Origin of the sequence: Streptomyces antnestii (assembly GCF_004005495.1) — a bacterium.
Classification (GTDB): domain Bacteria; phylum Actinomycetota; class Actinomycetes; order Streptomycetales; family Streptomycetaceae; genus Streptomyces; species Streptomyces antnestii.
In genome coordinates, this window is the sequence record NZ_RZYA01000016.1 from 120,828 (window position 1) to 140,285 (window position 19,458).

Annotated in this window: 17 protein-coding genes; 7 read left to right on the top strand and 10 right to left on the bottom strand. The window is 71.9% G+C overall.

Annotated features, from left to right (window positions below; translation table 11 throughout):
• The first annotated feature begins 100 nt into the window (after window positions 1–100).
• The 5 genes from EOT10_RS42910 (at window position 101) to EOT10_RS28560 (ending at window position 4,606) form a co-directional block, all read left to right on the top strand.
• On the top strand, window positions 101–166 hold the full coding sequence (locus tag EOT10_RS42910) for a putative leader peptide (RefSeq protein ID WP_317617368.1): 66 nt from the start codon (window positions 101–103) through the stop codon (window positions 164–166).
• Window positions 167–261: 95 nt separating this feature from the next.
• The gene (locus EOT10_RS28545; protein WP_127831289.1) at window positions 262–1,512 is read left to right on the top strand and encodes an LLM class flavin-dependent oxidoreductase; all 1,251 of its coding nucleotides are present in this window, start codon (window positions 262–264) and stop codon (window positions 1,510–1,512) included.
• A 20-nt stretch (window positions 1,513–1,532) separates the two neighbouring features.
• Window positions 1,533–2,930: an NtaA/DmoA family FMN-dependent monooxygenase gene (locus EOT10_RS28550; protein WP_127831214.1), complete on the top strand. Its 1,398-nt coding sequence runs from the start codon at window positions 1,533–1,535 to the stop codon at window positions 2,928–2,930.
• Between the two features lie 37 nt (window positions 2,931–2,967).
• The gene (locus tag EOT10_RS28555; protein WP_127831215.1) at window positions 2,968–3,774 is read left to right on the top strand and encodes an inositol monophosphatase family protein; all 807 of its coding nucleotides are present in this window, start codon (window positions 2,968–2,970) and stop codon (window positions 3,772–3,774) included.
• Between the two features lie 28 nt (window positions 3,775–3,802).
• Window positions 3,803–4,606, top strand: a complete 804-nt coding sequence (locus tag EOT10_RS28560) for an NAD-dependent epimerase/dehydratase family protein (protein ID WP_223281264.1) — start codon at window positions 3,803–3,805, stop codon at window positions 4,604–4,606.
• Window positions 4,607–4,624: 18 nt separating this feature from the next.
• On the opposite strand, the gene EOT10_RS28565 is transcribed toward EOT10_RS28560, so the two are convergent.
• The 3 genes from EOT10_RS28565 to EOT10_RS28575 form a co-directional block, all read right to left on the bottom strand.
• Window positions 4,625–4,834 carry a hypothetical protein gene (locus tag EOT10_RS28565; RefSeq protein ID WP_127831216.1) on the bottom strand — a complete coding sequence of 70 codons (210 nt, stop codon included), beginning with the start codon at window positions 4,832–4,834 and terminating at the stop codon, window positions 4,625–4,627.
• A 93-nt stretch (window positions 4,835–4,927) separates the two neighbouring features.
• A complete protein-coding gene (locus EOT10_RS28570) occupies window positions 4,928–6,313 on the bottom strand; it encodes an NAD-binding protein (protein WP_127831217.1) in 1,386 nt (461 codons plus the stop codon).
• Window positions 6,314–6,769: 456 nt separating this feature from the next.
• Complete coding sequence (locus EOT10_RS28575; RefSeq protein WP_127831218.1) at window positions 6,770–9,673, bottom strand: AfsR/SARP family transcriptional regulator; 2,904 nt, start codon at window positions 9,671–9,673, stop codon at window positions 6,770–6,772.
• A 424-nt stretch (window positions 9,674–10,097) separates the two neighbouring features.
• On the opposite strand from EOT10_RS28575, the gene EOT10_RS28580 reads away from it, so the two are divergent.
• Window positions 10,098–10,883 carry an SAM-dependent methyltransferase gene (locus tag EOT10_RS28580; RefSeq protein WP_127831219.1) on the top strand — a complete coding sequence of 262 codons (786 nt, stop codon included), beginning with the start codon at window positions 10,098–10,100 and terminating at the stop codon, window positions 10,881–10,883.
• Between the two features lie 25 nt (window positions 10,884–10,908).
• Here the strand turns inward: EOT10_RS28580 and EOT10_RS28585 are convergent, their stop codons facing one another.
• Window positions 10,909–12,084 carry an epoxide hydrolase family protein gene (locus EOT10_RS28585; RefSeq protein ID WP_127831220.1) on the bottom strand — a complete coding sequence of 392 codons (1,176 nt, stop codon included), beginning with the start codon at window positions 12,082–12,084 and terminating at the stop codon, window positions 10,909–10,911.
• Between the two features lie 300 nt (window positions 12,085–12,384).
• Between EOT10_RS28585 and EOT10_RS28590 the strand changes: the two genes are divergently transcribed.
• Window positions 12,385–12,765, top strand: a complete 381-nt coding sequence (locus EOT10_RS28590; RefSeq protein WP_223281265.1) for a hypothetical protein — start codon at window positions 12,385–12,387, stop codon at window positions 12,763–12,765.
• A 204-nt stretch (window positions 12,766–12,969) separates the two neighbouring features.
• Here the strand turns inward: EOT10_RS28590 and EOT10_RS28595 are convergent, their stop codons facing one another.
• From EOT10_RS28595 to EOT10_RS28620, 6 genes are read right to left on the bottom strand one after another with little or no spacing between them, the layout of a single operon-like run.
• Window positions 12,970–13,761 (bottom strand): ABC transporter ATP-binding protein, encoded by a 792-nt coding sequence (locus EOT10_RS28595; protein WP_127831221.1) that lies wholly within the window; start codon window positions 13,759–13,761, stop codon window positions 12,970–12,972.
• Window positions 13,758–14,789, bottom strand: coding sequence for an ABC transporter ATP-binding protein (locus tag EOT10_RS28600; protein ID WP_127831222.1), 1,032 nt, complete (start codon window positions 14,787–14,789; stop codon window positions 13,758–13,760). Before EOT10_RS28600 ends, EOT10_RS28595 begins: the two co-directional genes overlap by 4 nt.
• Window positions 14,786–15,664 carry an ABC transporter permease gene (locus tag EOT10_RS28605; RefSeq protein ID WP_127831223.1) on the bottom strand — a complete coding sequence of 293 codons (879 nt, stop codon included), beginning with the start codon at window positions 15,662–15,664 and terminating at the stop codon, window positions 14,786–14,788. The genes EOT10_RS28600 and EOT10_RS28605 overlap by 4 nt, the downstream gene beginning before the upstream one ends.
• Window positions 15,661–16,593, bottom strand: a complete 933-nt coding sequence (locus EOT10_RS28610) for an ABC transporter permease (RefSeq protein ID WP_127831224.1) — start codon at window positions 16,591–16,593, stop codon at window positions 15,661–15,663. Before EOT10_RS28610 ends, EOT10_RS28605 begins: the two co-directional genes overlap by 4 nt.
• The gene (locus EOT10_RS28615) at window positions 16,590–18,215 is read right to left on the bottom strand and encodes an ABC transporter substrate-binding protein (RefSeq protein ID WP_127831225.1); all 1,626 of its coding nucleotides are present in this window, start codon (window positions 18,213–18,215) and stop codon (window positions 16,590–16,592) included. Before EOT10_RS28615 ends, EOT10_RS28610 begins: the two co-directional genes overlap by 4 nt.
• Entirely contained in the window at window positions 18,212–19,450 is a 1,239-nt protein-coding gene (locus EOT10_RS28620) for an amidohydrolase family protein (protein ID WP_127831226.1), read from the bottom strand. Before EOT10_RS28620 ends, EOT10_RS28615 begins: the two co-directional genes overlap by 4 nt.
• Between the last annotated feature and the right edge of the window lie 8 nt (window positions 19,451–19,458).

The following is a 19,458-nucleotide window of genomic DNA, read 5'->3' on the forward strand; positions in this document are numbered from 1 at the left end:
ACGACGGTGGGACACGGGCCCACCGCGCCGCAGGACGGAGGTGGCCGTGACGACGCGCGTGTCCCGCCTGTGCGTCCCGGTCCTTGCCCCGTCCCGCCCCGTGCACCTGTACACGCGGGCACACATCGACCTGCAGCGCGTGGCCGGCGCGCTGTGTTGTTCCTGATCGTTCTCTCCGTCGGCGCCCCCTCCTTCTGAGGGGCACGCCCCTTTCGTACGGTCGATCAGGAAGGCACCCTTTCCGTGTCCTCGTCTTCTCCGCTGCCCGAATCCTCCCGTTCGTCCTCTCCCTCTCCCTCTCCCTCTCCCTCTCCCTCCTCGCTGCATCTCGCCGTCGCGCTCGACGGGGCCGGCTGGCACCCCGCCGCCTGGCGTGAGGAGGTGTCCCGGCCCCGGGCGCTCTTCACCGCCCGGTACTGGACCGACCTCGTCCAGGAGGCCGAACGCGGCCTGCTCGACTTCGTCACCATCGAGGACGGACTCGGGCCGCAGTCCTCGCACTTCACCGAGCCCGACGCCCGCACCGACCAGGTGCGAGGCCGCCTCGACGCCGTACTCGTGGCGTCGCGCGTCGCCCCCCTCACCCGCCGCATAGGCCTCGTGCCGACCGTGGTGGCCACCCACACGGAGCCCTTCCACATATCCAAGGCGATCGCCACGCTCGACTATGTGAGCTCAGGCCGTGCGGGCCTGCGCGTCCAGGTCTCCGCCCGCAGGAACGAGGCCGCGCACTTCGGACGCCGTACGCTTCCCGCCTTCGGCATCGAGGACCTCGACAGTCCCGAGGTGAAGGAACTGACGGCCGACCTCTTCGACGAGGCCGCCGACCACATCGAAGTAGTCCGCCGGCTCTGGGACAGCTGGGAGGACGGCGCGGAGATCCGTGACGTCGCCACCGGCCGCTTCATCGACCGGGACAAGCTGCACTACATCGACTTCGAGGGCAGGCACTTCAGCGTCAAGGGCCCCTCGATCACACCCCGGCCGCCCCAGGGCCAGCCGGTCGTCAGCGCTCTCGCCCACCGCAGCGAGCCGTACCAACTCGTGGGCCGCGCCGCGGACATCGGGTACGTGACCCCGCACGACGCCGCCGAGGCGCGCGCCGTCGTGGGCGAGATCCACGCCGCGCAGACCACGGCCGGCCGCGCCGGTGAACCCGTCCACGTCTTCGGCGACCTGGTCGTCTTCCTGGACGACGACCCGGCCACGGCGGCGGCACGGCGTGAGCGCCTCGACGGCCTGGCGGGCTCCCCGTACACCAGTGACGCCCGGATCTTCGCCGGAACGCCCGCCCAACTCGCCGATCTGCTCCAGGAGTTGCAGGAGGCGGGGCTCACCGGCTTCCGGCTGCGACCCGCCGTCGCCGGGCACGACCTTCCCGCGATCACGCAGGGACTCGTCCCCGAACTCCAGCGCCGCGGCGCCTTCCGGCACGCCTACGAGGCCGACACCCTGCGCGGACTCCTCGGACTCGCGCGCCCCGCCAACCGCTACGCCGCCGCCACCGCCTGAGCCGGAGGGACCACCGAACCATGAGCAACGTCACCGACGGCGCCGTCGAGCGCGCAGCGCACCCGCACGAGCGGCCTCTCAAGCAGATCCACCTCGCGGCCCACTTCCCCGGCGTCAACAACACGACCGTGTGGAGCGACCCCGAGGCCGGCAGCCACATCGAGTTCAGCTCCTTCGCCCACTTCGCGCAGACCGCCGAGCGGGCCAAGTTCGACTTCCTGTTCCTGGCCGAGGGGCTGCGCCTGCGCGAACAGGGCGGCGAGATCTACGACCTGGACGTCGTGGGCCGGCCCGACACCTTCACGGTCCTGACCGCGCTCGCCGCGGTCACCGAACGCCTCGGCCTCACCGGCACCATCAACTCCACGTTCAACGAGCCCTACGAGGTCGCCCGCCAGTTCGCCAGCCTCGACCACCTCTCGGACGGGCGCGCCGCGTGGAATGTCGTGACGTCCTGGGACGCCTTCACCGGCGAGAACTTCCGCCGCGGCGGCTTCCTCCCGCAAGACGAGCGGTACTCGCGGGCCAAGGAGTTCCTGACCACCGCGAACGAGCTGTTCGACTCGTGGCACGGTGACGAGATCGTCGCCGACCGGGCGAGCGGCACCTTCCTGCGGGACGCCCGCGCCGGAGCCTTCCGCCACCAGGGGCAGCACTTCGACATCGGCGGACAGTTCAACGTCCCGCGCAGCCCACAGGGGCGCCCGGTGATCTTCCAGGCGGGCGACTCCGACGAAGGCCGCGAGTTCGCCGCGTCGAGCGCCGACGCGATCTTCAGCCGGTACAGCACCCTCGACGAAGGACAGGCGTTCTACACGGACGTCAAGAGCCGCCTCGCCCGCCACGGCCGCACGCACGACCAACTCCTGATCCTGCCCGCCGCGACGTTCGTCCTCGGCGAGACCGACGCCGAGGCGGCGGAACTGGCCCGCGAGGTACGGCGGCAGCAGGTCAGCGGAGCCACCGCCATCAAGCACCTGGAGTTCGTGTGGAACCGTGACCTGTCCGCGTACGACCCGGAAGGACCGCTCCCCGACATCGACCCGGACCTCGGCGAACACACCGTCGCGCGCGGCCGCGCCCAGGTGCGGATGTACCGCGACCCGCTGGCCACGGCCCGCGAGTGGCGCGAGCGGGCGGCCGCCAACAAGTGGTCGATCCGGGATCTGGTCATCGAGACGGGCAACCGCCAGTCGTTCGTCGGCTCCCCGGCCACAGTCGCGGACACCATCGACGCCTACGTCCAGGCGGACGCCGCCGACGGCTTCATCCTCGTCCCGCACCTCACCCCGGGCGGCCTCGACACCTTCGCCGACACCGTCGTCCCGCTGCTCCAGGAACGCGGCGTCTTCCGCAAGGAGTACGAGGGCACCACCCTGCGCGACCACCTGGGCCTGGCCGAACCGACCATCTCCTGATCCGTACACCTGCCGGGCGCCCGGTACCCTGCGTGACGTGACCGACTCGACCAACTCATGGGCAGGGACCGACGATTCAGGCGTCGCCACGGCCGCGGCCACCGCCGGCGCGGACGTGGTGCGCACCCTGTACGGCCGGCGCCTCGCCCGCATCGACAAGGGTGCGGGGGACTTCGCCACCGTCGCCGATGTCGAGGCCGAGAAGGCGATCGTCGACGTCATCCGCGCGGCCCGCCCGGGCGACGCGGTGCTCGGCGAGGAAGGCGGCCGGCAGGGTGCGGCCGACGCCGCGCGCCAATGGCTGGTGGACCCGCTGTGCGGCACCCTGAACTACGCCCTCGGCACCATGGTCGTCGCGGTCAACGTGGCCCTGCGCCACGGGGCCGCGGCGGTCGCGGACCCGTTCAGCGGCGAGGTGTTCTGCACCGACGGTACGCGCGCGTGGGTGCGGCGCGACGGGCTGGACGAGCCGCTCGTGCCGACGGCGGCGACCTCGCTGGTTGACGTCAATCTCGATCCGCCCTTCCCGGGTGCGCCCGGTTTCCGGGCCGTGGACCTGCTGGCCCACCCCGCGTTCGTCGAGCGGTTCCGGCCACGGGTCGTGTCGACGACGCTGGCGCTCGCGTGGGTCGCGGCCGGCAAGCGCGCCGCGTACGTGACGGACGGCGGTGACCTGAGCGGGAGCGTGCACTTCGCCGCCGGGATCGCGCTGTGCCGGGCGGCCGGCTGCGTGGTCACCGGGGTCGACGGTTCACCGGTCGGCGAGGGAGGCCGCGGACTCGTGGTGGCCGCCGACCAGGAGACGCACGACCGGCTCATGTCGATGATCCGCGGACACGGCTGAGGTCCGGCGAGGCTTGGAGGTGGGTGTGGTGGGTCTGGGAACGGTGGCGGTCACCGGTGCCGCGGGCAGGATCGGGTCCGTGATGCGTGCCGCGCTGCGCGGTGACGCGGAGCGGCTGGTGCTGCTCGACCGGGTTCCGGTCGAGGCGGAGACGGCGTCCGAAGAGGTGCACGTCGTGGATCTGCGGGACGCGGCGGCCGTCGAGTCGGCGCTGGCCGGCGCGGACGCGGTGCTTCATCTGGGCGGGCTGCCGGACGAGGCGCCCCTCGCCGACCTGCTGGAAGTGAACGTGCAGGGCACCCATCACGTACTGGAGGCCGCCAGGCGCTCGGGATGCGCCCGTGTGGTGCTGGCCGGCAGCAACCGCGTCGCCGGCTTCTACCCCGCGTCCCACCGCACGGACCCACGGGAACCGGTGCGGCCGGACGGCCTGTACGGCGTGAGCAAAGCCGCCGTCGAGGCGCTTGGGCAGTTGTACGCGGACAAGTTCGGGCTCTCGGTGATCAGCCTGCGTATCGGCAGCTTCGAGGACGCTCCCACCGAGCCCAGGCACTTGGCCACGTGGCTGAGCCCGCGCGACGCCGTCGGCTATGTGCGGTCGGCGCTGACGGCCCCACACGCCGCGGGCTTCGCCGCTGCGTACGCCGTCTCCGCGAACACACGCCGCTTCTGGTGTCTGCCCGAGGAGTCGGTGCTGCCCTACACACCGGTCGACGACGCCGAGGTGTACGCGGCGGACATCGCCGGCGCCGATGTGCCTCTCGACCCGTCGGCTCCGCAGGCCGGCCCGTACGCGTCGCCCGAGTTCACCCTGAGACACATCTGGTCCTGAAGCGCGGGGCGGTCCGCGTCACTTGGGTGGGTGGCCGGCCTGTGTCCGTCGCGGCAGCAGGTGTCCGGGGTGCCGGCCGTGTTCGAGCACCCCGCTCGGACCCACGACGGACTCGGGTATGCCGGACGCCCACACGGTGTCGCAGACGGTGCACGCGAACCGGTCCCACAGGCCGTCGGTGTGACGGCCGCAGGTCGGGCACTGCTCCGTGGTGAAGTACGAACTCACGTGCCGTGACGCTACCCGTGTACGCCGGTGGTGCGGCAGCGAATTCAAGCCGTGCTGCACAGGTGCCCCACCGGTTTCCCGGCACCGTACGCGTCAGTTCGTACGGACCGGTTCCTCGGTACGGGTGTCCCACGTCGCGAGGTCGACGACCTGGCCGTCGGGGAAGAGCGCGCACGTGCGGCCTTCGGCGACGAAGACGCTGGACGGCTCCACGCCCAGGACCGACGCCGCGACGAACGCGCCCACGATGCGCGGGAAGTCGCACACCGCGCCGATCCTGAACAGGGCCTGCGAATCCGTCGTGACCTCGTCGCTTCCGGCGCGCAGGATGATCCGCTGGTCGCTCGCGACCGCCCGGGCCGCCACGGCGACCGCCATGTTCTCCAGGCTGTCCGAGCCGACCGCGGCGAGACCGCGGGCCTGACGGACGGAGAGCCGCTCCAGCAGGAAGCGGTCGCCGCCCCGGCCGAGAACGACGGGGATGTTGAGGGAGCGCGCCAGCGGCAGGCACGCGGCCTGGGGGTTGCGCTCCACGGCGACGACCTTGATGCCGAGGTCCTTCAGCCGGGCCGAAAGCCGCAGGCCCACCTGCCCGAGACCGACCACGACGACGTGCCCGCGGCGCGGGATGGAGCGGGCGCCGAGGATGCTCGTCATACGGTGCCCGGTGAACCGGTCCACGACGCTCGCCGTGAAGATGGCCGCCAGTACCAGGACGACGAGCATGGAGACCGCGGACACGACCTTGTACCAGGCGGGCCCGTGCTCGGCCGCCGACGACGAACCGATGGTGGTCAGGGCCCGGGCGGCGTTCCACGTGGAATCGCTCCAGTGCTCGTGCAGCACGGTCACACCGAGCACGATGTCCACCGTGAAGGCCACGGACAGGGCGGTCAGGCTCGCGACGAGCGCCTTCGCCGACGTGCCCAGGGAACGGAGCCACGCCCTGGGGGAGGCGCGGTGGTGCGCGGGAAGGTCCGCGGCGAGGGCACGACCCGGCAGATGCTCGACCGTCGCCTCCCCGCCCTCCCGTCGCACTGCGACGACGCCGCCGCCGTCGGGCTGGAGCGCCGCGTAACTCGGAGCGAGGCAACCGGCCAGCAGGCTGGGCACGATGGCATCGGTCATGCTCAGGACGGTGCAGTTGGGCACGGTCCGGGAGACCTCGTCGGCGACCGTCCGGTCGAAGAGCGTCACGACGAGCCGGATGCCGGGCTTGAGATGCTCGGCCAGCAGCGCGTAGCGCAGGGCGACGATGTCGTCACGGGAGACCACGGCGACGGCGTCGACCGGGTGTTGCTCCAGCTGCTGCCGCAGGGTGTCGTCGTCGGGCCGGGGCAGCCGGTGCACCGTGCCGTACCAGCGGCCGATGTGCGCCGCGGCGGAGCGGCCCAGGGCCTCGTCGTCCTCGATGATCACGATGTGCTGGCCCGGCGAGGGTATGTGATGTTCCTCGGCGCGGGGTGTCTGCGGGGTCAAAGCGTCGGCCTTTCTGCACGGGTGGGGCGAGGAACCGCCCCCAAGGTGGGCCCGGCATGCCTGGTCGAGGCTCGGTGCGGGGGCTTCGGCACGGGCCGGCTCTGGCCGGCGGGTCTGACTCGTACGCCGTGTCCGAGGAGTGAGGCACGGGCGCGAGGAGCCGAAGCGGTCTTTTTGCGGTCTTCTTTGTACCAGGATGCTACTGGTTTGTACGAGGCGCCCCCGGGGGCGGGCCCCGGAACCGTCCGAGATCCCGGACGCGTGGGCGGCCGCGCCACCTGGCCTTTCGCGGCCAGGCCTACCGGCACAGCCGGCCGACACCGCCAGGGACGAGGCAGGAGGGGCGAGGTAGGAGGGAGGTGCGCGCCCGTCCTGCGCCGACGCAGGACGGGCGCGTCGTTCGGTCCTCACCCTGGCACGCGTACCCGGCATCGCGGTACAGGACGGGGCATACCCTTACCGCTCCTTGACCTGGTTCCCGTCGTCCGCCCGGCCGGTCGCGAGGTTCGACGCCATGCGCGCGGCCGCCGCGTGGCGGCGCTGTGTGCGATAGAGGTCGCGGGCGGCCGTCCACGCCTCACGGGCACCGGCCGTTTCGCCGCGCTCGGCATGCAGGTCGCCGAGCGTGGACCAGGTGTCGGCCGCCCGGTTGGCGTTGCCGATGGCCTGGAAGTGCGTGAGGGCCTCGCCGTAGGCGTGGAGCGCGCGCTCGGTCCGCCCGGTGTGCCGGGCGATGTGGCCGAGGGTGTCCCAGGTGGACGCCTGGCCCTCGCCGTCGCGGTGCTGCTGGAGCAGCGGCAGAGCCTGGAGGCAGTGCTCCTCGCCGTCGGCGAAGCGGCCGAGGCGTGCGAGGGCCCAGCCCGTTCCGTTCAGGACGTTGGACTCACCGACCTGGTTGCCGAGCCGCCGGTAGCCGTCGAGCGCCTCGGCGAAGTGCGGAAGGGCGCTCTCGTAGGCGCCGAGCCGGACATGAACCTCCGCCAGGGCGTGCTGGGTTCGGGTCAGTCCCGTGATGTCGGCGCTCTCGCCGAAGTACGCGAGGGCGTCCGACAGGTGGGGCAGCGCTTCTTCGTAGCGGCCCGCTTGCGCCAGTGCCACCGCGAGACGCTGACGGGTGTGAGCGGCGAGGGACAGGTCATCGAGGGCGGTGGCCGCCTCCAGCGCGGAGTGCCAGGCCTGGATGCTCTCCGCGAAGAGCCCGCGCCGCCAGCGGAACGTGTGCAGCGACCAGGTCAGCCTGCAGACCGCGGAGTGGATGCCATGGCGCCGCGCCGTCTCGGCGATCCCCTCAAGGGCGGTGTACTCCGCCTCGAACCAGGCCAGCGCGCTGTCCGCGTCGTCGAACGCCTGGGGCGTGAACTCCGGCGGCTCGGCCGGCAGCGGGTCCTCGGCGGTGCGGTGGGGATCGAGGACGCGGTGTGCGGCGTGGGCGGTCCGGGCGTAGAAGTCGACCAGGCGGTACGTCAGCCGGCCGCGCAGCCGCTCGGGCAGACGGGCCGCCTCTTCCTCGGCGTAGAGCCTGACCAGGTCGTGCATGTGGTAGCGCCCGGGGAGGTGCTGACGCACGAGGCAGGCTTCCTGGAGGACGCGCAGCGCCCGCCGGGTCTGTGCCGGGGTGCGGTCGACGAGATGGGCGAGTGCGGGCAGGGCGATGTCCTGGAGGGGCGAGAGGCCCATCAGGCGGAAGACGTGGGCCGATTCCTCGTCCAGGGCGTGGTGCGACGACGAGAACAGCACCCGCAGGTTGGTCGAGACGTCACCGGCGTCCAGCGCGTCGAGGCGCGTACGCGGGTCCCGCAGCTCCTGGGCCAGGTGGTCGAGCGCGTCCACGGGCAGACTGACGGCGTGCGCGGCGGCGATGTCGAGCGCCAGGGGAAGCCCGGCGCACGAGCGGACGATGTCCTGGAGGGCGGGCTCGGCCGCGGCGCGGGCCGTACCCATGCGCCGGGAGAAGAGCCGCGAGGACTCCGTGTCGGGCAGCACCCCCAGGTCGACGGACCCGGCCCCGCTGCGCACCTTGAGACCGCTCAGCCGGTTCCTGCTGGTGACCAGCGTCAGACAGCCGGGTGAGCCGGGCAGCAGCGGAAGTACCTGCGCGCTGTCCCGGGCGTTGTCGAGGAGTACGAGGACCCTGCGCCGGGCCACGAGGGTGCGGTAGAGCGCCGCCCTGCCCTCCGTGTCCGCGGGCATCTCGTGCTCGACGGCGCCGAGGGCGACGAGGAACGCGTGGAGCACGTCCTGGGGGCGCGCGGGTTCGGCGCCCGGGCTGAACCCGTTGAGCTGTGCGTACAGCTGTCCGTCCGGGAACTCGTCCCCGTGCTCCTGCGCCCACCGGAGGGCGAGCCACGTCTTGCCGATCCCGCCCATGCCCCCGATCACGGAGACCGTCGGCGTGTTCTGGTCGGCGTGCGCCACGGCCTGCGCGTCCAGGAGCTTCAGTGCGTCGTCCCGTCCGATGAACCCCGTGGGGCTCGCGGGGAGTTGGCGGGGAACACGCGACGGCGGCTCGACGTCCGGTGCCGGCGCGTGGGGGCTCCGGCCGGGCGCGACGGCCAGCAGCTCCGCGTCGGACACCAGCATCCGCCGGTGGAGCTCCCGCAGCCGGGGGCCCGGGTCGGATCCGAGTTCGTCGGCGACCCGGGAGCGCACCCGCTCGTACGCCGCGAGGGCCGCGGCCGGCTGACCGCTCCGGTACAGGGCCAGGATGTGCTGGTGCGCGATGCGTTCGTCCAGCGGATGCGCGGCGGACAGCGCGGCGAGGGGCTGGACGAGATCGGCGTGCCGGCCCTGGGCGAGCAGGAGCTCGTGGTGTTCGATCCGGACGCCGAGGTGCTCCGCCTCCAGGGTGAGGCGGTACCCGTCCAGCCACTCGGAGCTGAGACCGGCGAACGGCCGGCCCCGCCACAGGGCAAGGGCCTCCTCGTAACGCCCCCTCGCCTCCTCGGAGGTACCCGTACGTGCCTGGTCGACGAGGGTCCGGAAGCGGACGAGGTCCACGCGGCGCTCGTCGGTCCGCAGCACGTACCCGGCGGACGTACGGACGATGTCCCACGCCTCCTGCTCGGCCGGGGTCACGCGCAGGGCACGCAGCCGGGAGATGTAGCTGTACAGCGTGGCCGAGGCCTGCCGTGGAGGCGAGGCGCCCCAGATCCGCTCGACGAGCGTGTCCAGGGACAGCGGCCGGTTGACGTCGACGAGCAGAAGGGCGAGAACGCACCGCTGACGCGGCGAACCGGGGACGACCTCGGATTCCCGGGAACGACCGGGGACGACCTCGGAATCCTGGGAACGCCCCGGAACGACCTCGGATTCCCGGGAGCGGATGACGACGTCGCCGAGGAGCGCGAACCCGATGTCCATACGCTTTCCTGCCTCATCCCTTGCCCACGCGCCTCGCCGAACAGTGACCGTCCGTACGCCGACTCGGGATGCGGTGCTGCTCATCTTGCAGTTGCAAGAAAGTATCAAGGTCGCTGCAGGGTGTGTAGAGGAGCCTGTGACGCGAGGACTTGCCGCAGGGGGCGGGGCGACTCCGTGGCGTGTGCGCCGCGAGGGATGCCGGTCGGTCCGGCGGGACGGCTTCCGGGCGTCGGCAGACATGCCGACGGCGCCGGTTCGGCCACGCCGCCGGTGATATGTCCGGCTCTCCGTCCACGGGGGTGGCGGGGAGCCGGGCGGGGGGACGCCACGGCCATGATCATGGGAGCATGCGCCGTGCGGAACGGGCGGGACCACCGCGCCCGTTCCTCCGGCGTACCCGGTCGCAGCGGAAGCGGAGCCACGGATGACCTCAGAACACGCGGACACGTTCATAGACACCAGCAAGCCGCACCCCGCGCGTGTCTACGACTGGCTCCTCGGCGGCAAGGACAACTACCTCGTCGACCAGGAGATGGCCGAGAAGCTGCCGCCCGAGGCACGCGCGAACGCCCAGCGGAACCGGGCGTTCATGCGCCGCGCCGCCGCCTGGCTGGCGCACAGCGGGATCCGGCAGTTCCTCGACATCGGCACGGGCATCCCCACCGCCCCGAACCTGCACCAGATCGTCCAGGAGATCGCCCCCGAGGCCCGGATCGTCTACGCCGACAACGACCCCATCGTGCTGCGTCACGCCGAGGCCCTGCTCGTCAGCAGCCCGGAGGGCGCCACGCGCTACATCCAGGCGGACGTGCGCCGCCCCGAGGACATCCTCGAACGCGCCCGCGCCTTCCTCGACTTCACAAGCCCCGTAGCCCTTTCCCTCATCGCGCTGATGCACTTCATCACCGACGACGAGGACCCCTACGCGCTCACCCGCACCCTCGTCGAGGCGCTGCCTTCGGGCAGTTACCTCGTCCTGTCGCACGGCACCACCGACGAGCACCCGGAGCTGGCGGAGTCCGTCACCGACACCTACAAGGCGGGCCGGGTCCCGCTCCGGATGCGCCGGCGCGCGGAGGTCGAGCGCTTCTTCGACGGGCTCGAACTGGTCGATCCGGGACTGGTGACGGCCACGCACTGGTACAAGGACTCGCCCGCCCCGAAGGAGGAGCTGAGCGGCTTCTACGTCGGCGTGGCGCGCGTTCCGTAGCCCCGTGCCGCGAGGCGGCGGGATCTCAGCCCGCCGCTTTCGCCCGGTAGGGCCGGAAGAACTCACGCAGCTCCTGGGCGTAGAGCTCGGGCTCCTCGAAGGGCGCGAAATGACCGCCGCGCGGCGGCTCCGCCACGTACACGGCGTTCGTGGTGCGTTCGAGCCAGGCGCGGGGCGGGCGGACGACATCGCCGGCGAACAGCGAGAAACCGGACGGGACTTCGACCCTGCGGGCGAGCTGGGCGGGAGCGATCGCGGCGTTCGCCCGGTACATACGCATCGACGAGCCGATGGTCCCGGTGAGCCAGTACAGGGTGATGTTCGTGAGGATCTCGTCCTTGGTGAAGCTGCGTTCCACGTCGCCGCCGCAGTCGCTCCAGGACCGGAGCTTCTCCACGATCCACGCGGCGAGCCCGGCCGGTGAGTCGTTGAGCCCGAACGCGGCCGTCTGGGGCTTGGTGCGCTGCATCGCGGCGTAGGCGCCCTCGGCGGCGCCCCAGGTCATGGCGTCGGCCATCCACGCGCGTTCCTCGGGCGCGAGTTCGGCCGGGTCCCCGGTGTGGACGGGCAGGCCCGCGTCGGTGCGGTGGACGGCCACGGTCCTGTCGGGGTGGTCGAGTCCGAGGTAGCGGCTCACGTGGCTGCCCAGGTCACCGCCCGCCGCGCCGAAGCGCTCGTAGCCGAGGACGCCCATGAGTTCGGCCCACAGGCCGGCGACGGCGACGGAGTCGAGCGGCGGTCCCGTGGGGCGGTCGGAGAATCCGAAGCCCGGCAGGTCGGGCACGACCACGTCGAACGCGTCGGCGGGATCGGCGCCGTGCGCGCCGGGGTCCGTCAGGAGCGGGACGACCTTCGCGTACCGCCAGAACGAGTCCGGCCAGCCGTGACTGAGGATCAGGGGCAGCGCCCCGCCGGCCGGCGCGGCGGCCCGGGCGTGCACGAAGTGGATCCCGAGGCCGCCCAGCGGCACGCGGAAGCGGGGGAGCCGGGCGAGCGCGGCTTCCTGCGCCGGCCAGTCGAAGCCGTCCGCCCAGTAGGCGACGAGCTCGCGGAGGTAATCGAGGTCGGTGCCGAGCGACCACCCGGCGTCCTCGGGGGCGTCCGGCCAGCGGGTCGCACGCAGCCGGGCGCGCAGGTCTTCGAGGACGGCGGGGTCGGTGCGCGGGTCGAAGGGCTCGGGGCGGGGCACGGTGTCCGACATGCGACGCATGCTACGGCGGCCGTCCCGGCGGGCGAAGGCGCCCGCATCGGTGTGTGGCGTGGCGGCGGGAGGCGCGGGGAAGGATTTGCGAGTGAAACGACCACAGATGGACAGGCGGACAGGGGCACGGTGACCGTGAGAGCACACAAGGGCGGTGCGCCGAAGCCGCGCGTACGTCGGCCGGTACGGATGGTGGCGGCAGCGGCGCTGACGGTGGTCGCGGTGGCGGGCTGCTCGGCCGGGAACGACGGTGCCGCGTCCGGCGGTTCCTCGCGACCGCGACCGCGAACGTCCGTGGCGATGCCCCCACCTTCCTCGGACGCCGCCCGCCCCGCCGCCGATGGACACGATGTCTCCGCCTGCGCGGACGCCGACTGCGAGGTCGCGGTGTCGCAGCCGCTGACGGTCCGTTTCAAGGGGCCGGGCGGGCCGACGACACTGTCCGTGACCGAAGTCGGGCCGGACAAGGCCGAGTTCACCGTGAAGGGCGGCAACGGCCGGTCCCGGGCCGGAGCGAACGGAGAGGGAAGCGGATGCGTCATCGTTCTCAGCAGCAACGGCAGTAGCACTTCCTGCGGCGGCGCCCCGGGCGCCAGGCCGACCGCCGAGCCCGGAACCGTCGTCATTCAGATCGCGACCGGGCAGGACGGCACGGCGATCCTGCAGATCGCCTCGCGCTGACCGACGGCCCGCCTGACCGAAGGCCCGCCTGACCGACGGCCCGCCTGACCGACGGCCCGCCCGCCCGACCGCCCGCCCGTCCGGGTACGGCACGAGGCCGCCGGTTCCTCTCGTCCCGCCCCACGAGGAGGGAGAGAGTAACCGGCGGCCCCGTCACGGTTGTCTGCTATTCGCTGTCCACCTACGCCCGGCGTCGGCCCGGCCTCACGCCTGCTGCCTCCGCGAGGGCTTCCAGCCGGGGCGCGGGACCGCGGCGCGCAGCGCCCGGGTGTACTCCTCCTGAGGAGCGCGCAGCAGGTCGGGCGTGGCGCCCCGCTCGACGATCCTGCCGTTCGACATCACGATCGCGGTGTCGCTGATCTGGTGGACGACGGCGAGGTCGTGCGAGATGAACACGTAACTGATGCCGCTGCGTTCACGGATGTCGGCGAGCAGATTGAGGATCTGCGCCTGGATGGAGACGTCGAGCGCCGCCACCGCCTCGTCCAGTACCAGTACCTCCGGCTGGACGGCGATGGCGCGGGCGATGGCCACGCGCTGCCGCTGGCCGCCGGAGAGCTGGCGCGGCAGCATGTCCGCGTGCCGCTCCGCAAGACCGACGGCCTCCAGCAACTCCAGGGCCCGTCTGCGGCGTTCGGCCGGAGTGAGCGGGAAGTGCAGGGCGAGACTGGTCTCGACGACGTCGCCGATCCGCTGGAGCTTGTCGAGCGACGAGTACGGGTCCTGGAACACGATCTGGATCTCCCGGGCGCGCTTGCGGCGCTCCCGGGACGAGACGCGCCCGGTGCCGCGCGGCCGGCCGCACACACTGATCGTTCCGTCGCTGGGCGTCTCCAGGCCGATCAGCATCCGCGCGACCGTCGTCTTGCCCGAACCGGACTCGCCGACGACCGCGAGGGACTGGCCACGGTGGAGCGTGAAGGACACGTCGTCGACCGCGACCGCCGTCCCGAACTCCTTCCGCAGGCCCGACGCCTCGATCACGATGTCGCTCATGACTCTCCCTGCAGCGTGAGTTCCCCGGCCCGCACGCACGCCACGCGTGCCCCGTCCAGCTCCTGCACGGGCGGCCGCCCCTCGTGGCAGAGCCCTTGCGCATGGGCGCAGCGCGGTGCGAACGCGCAGCCGTCGTCCGCCTCGAACGCGGCGAGCGGCCGGCCGGGAATGACGGGCAGCCGGTGGACGACCGCGTCGATGCTCGGGCGCGAGAGCATCAGACCGGAGGTGTACGGGTGCCGGGGCGTCGACGTCAGCGCGGTGGCGGGCTGCGTCTCGACGATCCGGCCGGCGTACATGACGGCGAGGCGGTCGCAGGTGGCCGCGGCCAGCTCCAGGTCATGGGTGATCAGGAGCATGGCCATGCCGCGCTCGCGCCGCAGTTCGTCGAGGATGGCCATGACCTCGGACTGGGTGGTGACGTCCAGGGCCGTGGTGGGCTCGTCGGCGAGCACCAGGTCGGGCTCGACGGCGAGCACCGACGCGATCATGACGCGCTGCAGGAGACCTCCGGACAGCTCGTGCGGATACTGGCGCATCCGCCGCTCGCCGTCCGTGATGCCGACGTCCGCGAGCAGCCGCACGGCGCGCGCCGCCGCCTCGGGGGCGGGCACCTCCAGGTTGGCGATCATGGCCTCGGTGAGGAAGTCGCCGATGGTGCGTACGGGATTGATGTGGGCCCGCGGGTCCTGGAAGATCATCGCGATGCGCCGGGTACGCAGAGCGCGCAGGGCGCGCTGGTCCGCTCCGGTCACCGGGGTCCCGTCGAAGACGATCTCCCCGGTGACGCGGGCGCCCGGCGGCGTCAGGCCGAGGACCGTCCGCGCGGTCATGGACTTGCCCGAACCCGACTCGCCGACCAGTCCCACGGCTTCGCCGCGCCCGATCGACAGGTCGACCTCTTCGACGAGGGGGCGCCACTCCTTGCCCGCGGGGACGGCGAGGCCGAGCCCGCGCAGGCTGAGCAGTGCACCGTCGGCGCTGTGGCTCTCGGCCTTGTCGGATGTGTGGAGCTTGTGGACGCTCATCGCCGGCCACCTTCCTCCTGGCCGAGACGGTCGCCGAGCACGATCACCGCGGCGACCACCAGAACGATCAACAGGCCCGCGCCCAGCGCCTCCAGAGGTTGTCCGCGGGTGGCGCTGTCGAGGCCGCTCTTGACCATGAGGCCCCAGTCGGAGGTCGGCGGCTGCACACCGAGCCCGAGGAACGAGATCGCCGCGAGGTCGATGACGGCGAACCCGAGCGCGGACACCGACTGGGCGATGATCAGGGGACGCAGGTTGGGCAGGAGATGCCGTACGCAGATGGCGAAGGCGGACCGGCCCTGGACCCAGGCCGCCGCGACGTAGGGCAGGTTGCGTTCGCGCAGCGCCGCGCTGCGCACGACCCGGGCCACGTACGGGGTGTAGGCGACGGCCAGGCCCAGGACGACGCCCGTGATGCCGGGGCCGAGCACCGCCACCGTGATCAGGGCGAAGACGATGCCCGGCACCGCGAACAGGATGTCGAGGAGCCGCGACACGATCGCGTCGACCTTGCCGCCCGCCCAGGCCGCGGTGATCGCCAGGGTGGTGCCGACGACCGTGGACAGGCAGATGATGAGGACCGGCCCGCTCAGCGTCGTACGGGCGCCCCACATCAGCCGTGAAAGGACGTCACGGCCCAGGGCGTCACCGCCCAGGGGGTGGGCGGCCGATGCTCCGCCCAGCGCGTTGAACAGGTCCGGCTGGTCGGGGTCGTAGGGGGCGAGGACGGGGGCCAGCAGCGTCACCAGGGCCACCAGGACCAGTAGTGCGGCGGCGGTGACGCCGAGGGGGCCGAGGGAGCGCACCGCGCGGGACGCGCCGTCCCTGGCGCGCGATCCGAGTGACCCGCGGACGCGGGTGGTGAGCGCGGTCATCGGGACATCCGGGGATCGAGGGCTTTGTAGCACAGGTCCACCACGAGATTGACGAGGACGAAGGCGGTGACGAGCACCAGGACGACGGCCTGCACGACGGCGAAGTCCCGCTGGAGGATGGCCCGTACGAACAGGGAGCCGAGACCGTCGAGGGCGAAGACGTTCTCGACCACGACGGAGCCGGCGATGAGGCTCGCGACGGTGAGTCCCGTGACGGTGATGACCGGGATCGACGCGTTGCGCAGCACGTGACGGCGGATGACGAGCGACTCGGCAAGCCCGCGGCTGCGGGCCGTCTCCACGTGTTCACGGCCCAGTTCCTCGCGGACCGAGGCCCGGGTGATCCGGGCCAGGAACGCCGCGCTGCCGAGGCTGAGGGTGATCGCCGGGAGCGTCAGGTGGTACAGCCGGCCGCCGAAGCCCTCGCCCGGTCCGAAGACCGGGAACCAGCCGAGGCCCAGGGCGAAGACGATGACGAGTACGACGCCGATCACGAACGTGGGCGTGGCGAGGAACGCGGAGGACACCGCGCTCACGACGTTGTCCACGCGGCCCCGGCGCAGCCCGGCGAGCGTGCCCGCGGCCACGCCGACGACGACGATCAGGACAGTGGAGTAACCCACCAGGAACGTCGTGGTCGCCGCGCGGGCGGACATGAGGGCCGACACGTCCTGCCGGTACACCAGGGAGCTGCCGAAGTCGCCGCGCACGGCGTCACCGAGCCATGTCGCGTAGCGGACGAGGAAGGGGTCGTCCAGGTGGTACTGCGCCCGGATCGCCGCGATCTGCTCGGGCGTTCCGCTCCGGTTGCCCAGAAGGAACGCCATCGGCCCGCCCGGGACGAGATAGAGCAGTCCGTAGACGAGGAACGACGCGACGAGCAGGACCACGGCCAGACCGGCCAGGCGGCGGAGCAGGAAGACGGTCACCTGGCCCCCAGCCCGACGGCCCACGGGTAGTACAGGTAGGGGGACGACGGCACGGCGCCGGTCACCCGGTTGTTCATGTACATGATGACCGGAAGGTTGTTCAGCGGCATCCAGACCACGTCACGGGTCACCTTGTCCTGGATCCCGGTGACCAGGGCCGCTCGCTTCGCCGGGTCGCCCTCGGCGCGCGCCTTCTTGATGTCGGAGTCGACGGCCGTGTAGCCGTTGAAGTTGGTCCGGCCGCCCTGCCGGAAGACGGTGTAGACGTCCAGCGGGTCCGGCACGTTGCCGTACCAGGTGCTGAGGAACGCGTCGATGCCCTTGCGTGCCTTCGGGTCGCTGTAGAGGTTTCCGTACTGCTCCACCGGGACGACCTTGATCTCGATGTCGAGACCGAGCGCCTGAGCGGTGGCCTTCAGCAGGTTGGCGGTCTGCTCGTGCACGGCCGAGCTGCCCTGGACACCGATGACGACGGGCCGGCTGGGCTTGCCCGCCTCGGCGAGGAGCTTCTTCGCCCTGGCCAGATCCTGGGTCTCGGCCGGCAGCGCGTCGTAGGCCTTCTGGAACGTCTTGCGCTGGTAGCCCCAGTAGTCGCTGCCCGTCAGGGCCCGCTCGGGGGAGGCGGTCCCCTGGAAGACGACCTTGGAGATCGCGGCCCGGTCGAGGGCGAGGGACAGCGCCTGGCGCACCTTCGGGTCGGCGTACGGGCCGGACGTGGCCGAGCCGAGCAGCGACCAGAACGTGAGCGAGTGGCCGAGGGTCACCGAACCGCTCTTGGACTTGCGGAGCTGGTCGAGACCCGCCGGGGGCAGGTAGAAGTACTGGCCGTCGACCTCGCCGGAGCGCAGGGCGTTGACGGCGGTCGTCTCGTCGGCGATGAACTTCAGGACCAGGGAGGAGGACTTGGCCTTGAGCTTCGCGTCCCAGTAGTTCTCGTTACGGGTGAGCGTCATCGAGTCGCCCGACTTCCAGTTCTTGAACTGGAACGGCCCGGTGCACATCACGCCGCTCGACGGGGTGCCGACCGACTTGCCGGCCTTGTCGAGGAACTTCTTCTCCACGACCGCGCCCGCGGCGGTGGCCATCGCCTGGTTGAACAGGGCGTCGGGCTGCTTGAGGGTGACCGTGACCTGCATGGCACCCGTGGCCTTGACCGACTTGACGGTGCTGAAGTAGTCGCCCCACCACGTGCCCAGCTTCGGGTCGAGGTGACGGTTCAGGCTGGCGGCGACGTCCGCCGCGGTCAGCGGGGCCCCGTCCCAGAACTTGACGCCCTCGCGGAGGGTGTACACCCACGTCGTGGGGGTCGGGTTCGCGGCCTTGGTGGCGAGCCCCGGCGTGATCTTGAAGTCCGGGTTCATCCGCAGCAGGCTCTCGCACATGTTGGAGAGCGCGGTGTTCTCCGCGTAGTTGAACGACCGGATCGGGTCGAGCGTCTGCGGCTCGTAGGGGAGGTTCCAGGTCACCTTGGCGAGCCCCTTGGCGGCGGCGGGCGTGGTGCTCTTCAGGTCGAGCTTCGCCGGCGCCGCGTTCTTCCCGGGCGACTGCTGCGCTCCGGAGGTACAGGCGGCGAGAGTGAGCATGAGCCCGAGCCCGAGCACGGGGAGGGTACGGCGCTTCATCGGGAAGCTCCTTCCTGGAGTCGGCCGGCCTCGGCCTGTCGTTGTGGTGTGCTGTCCACGAGCTGTCCGTCCCGCGCGATCACCCGCCCGCCGTGCACGACGAGGCCGGGCACGGGCCGGTCGACGACGATCTGGGCCACCGACTCGCCGGGAACCAGTACGAAGTCGGCGGGGTCGCCGATGCGCAGATCCGTCCGCTCCAGGCCGAGCAGCGCGGCACCGCCGTGCGCCACGACGGCGTAGCACGCGGCGAGTTCGGCGTCCGTGCGGGCGTCGGTGCGATAGGCGAGCAGATGGGCCCGGTTGATCATGTCCCCGTCGCCGAACGGGGTCCACGGATCGCGTACGCCGTCGGAGCCCGCCGCGACCAGGACGCCTCGCTCGCCCAGCGGCCCGAACGGGACGACCGGGTCGGCGCCCAGGGCACAGGTCGCGAGGGACACCCCCGCCTCGGCGAGGATCTCGCCCGTGCGGGCCAGCTCGTCGGTACCGAGGTCGGCGAGACAGAAGACATGGCTCACGGTCACGCGTCCCTGCATGCCGTGCGCCACCGTACGGCGGGCGATCTCGGTGACCTGCTCGACACCCGACGGCCCGCGGTCGTGCAGATGGATGTCGAGCGGGACGGCCGCCTTCCCGGCGAGCCCGAACAGGACGTCCAGATGGCCGTGCAGATCGCCGTCCACACCGACCGGATCCAGACCACCGAGCACATCGGCACCCTCGGAAAGGGACTTCTCCAACAGCTCGGCGGTCCCGGGCTCGGTGAGCAGCCCGAGTTGGGGAAAGGCCACGACCTGCACATCGAGCAGGCCGGCGCGCGCGGACGCGGCGGCGCGGACCCCGTGGACATTGGAAAGGCCGTGAACAGGAGCGACATCGACATGGGCGCGCATCGCCCGCGTGCCCCGGACGATCGCCCGGTCCATGAGGGCGCCGGCGCGCGCTTCGACCGGCGCCTCGAACCCGGCCCGCGCGGCCACTTCGCCGTCGATCAACTCTCGCAGGGTGTCCGCGGGTTCGCGGCTGAGCCAGGGCCCGCCCCACGTGGTCTTGTCGGGATGAATGTGCGCGTCGACGGGCGCGGGCAGCGCGAGAGCGCCGCCACCGTCGACGATGTCGCACCCATCGGGCAGAGAGGGCGGGGATATCGCGGCGATACGGCCGTCGGCGACCAGAAGGTCGCACGGCTGCCCGCCATGAAGCCGAACAGAGGTGAACAAGACATGCGTCATGAGCGGTA

Bases quoted from the DNA above. Each gene is read 5' to 3' on its own strand.
- EOT10_RS28620 (WP_127831226.1), bottom strand. From the start codon at position 19,450: ATGACGCATGTCTTGTTCACCTCTGTTCGGCTTCATGGCGGGCAGCCG.
- EOT10_RS28550 (WP_127831214.1), top strand. From the start codon at position 1,533: ATGAGCAACGTCACCGACGGCGCCGTCGAGCGCGCAGCGCACCCGCAC.
- EOT10_RS28590 (WP_223281265.1), top strand. From the start codon at position 12,385: ATGCCCCCACCTTCCTCGGACGCCGCCCGCCCCGCCGCCGATGGACAC.
- EOT10_RS28575 (WP_127831218.1), bottom strand. From the start codon at position 9,673: ATGGACATCGGGTTCGCGCTCCTCGGCGACGTCGTCATCCGCTCCCGG.
- EOT10_RS28595 (WP_127831221.1), bottom strand. From the start codon at position 13,761: ATGAGCGACATCGTGATCGAGGCGTCGGGCCTGCGGAAGGAGTTCGGG.
- EOT10_RS28600 (WP_127831222.1), bottom strand. From the start codon at position 14,789: ATGAGCGTCCACAAGCTCCACACATCCGACAAGGCCGAGAGCCACAGC.
- EOT10_RS28585 (WP_127831220.1), bottom strand. From the start codon at position 12,084: ATGTCGGACACCGTGCCCCGCCCCGAGCCCTTCGACCCGCGCACCGAC.
- EOT10_RS28615 (WP_127831225.1), bottom strand. From the start codon at position 18,215: ATGAAGCGCCGTACCCTCCCCGTGCTCGGGCTCGGGCTCATGCTCACT.
- EOT10_RS28605 (WP_127831223.1), bottom strand. From the start codon at position 15,664: ATGACCGCGCTCACCACCCGCGTCCGCGGGTCACTCGGATCGCGCGCC.
- EOT10_RS28580 (WP_127831219.1), top strand. From the start codon at position 10,098: ATGACCTCAGAACACGCGGACACGTTCATAGACACCAGCAAGCCGCAC.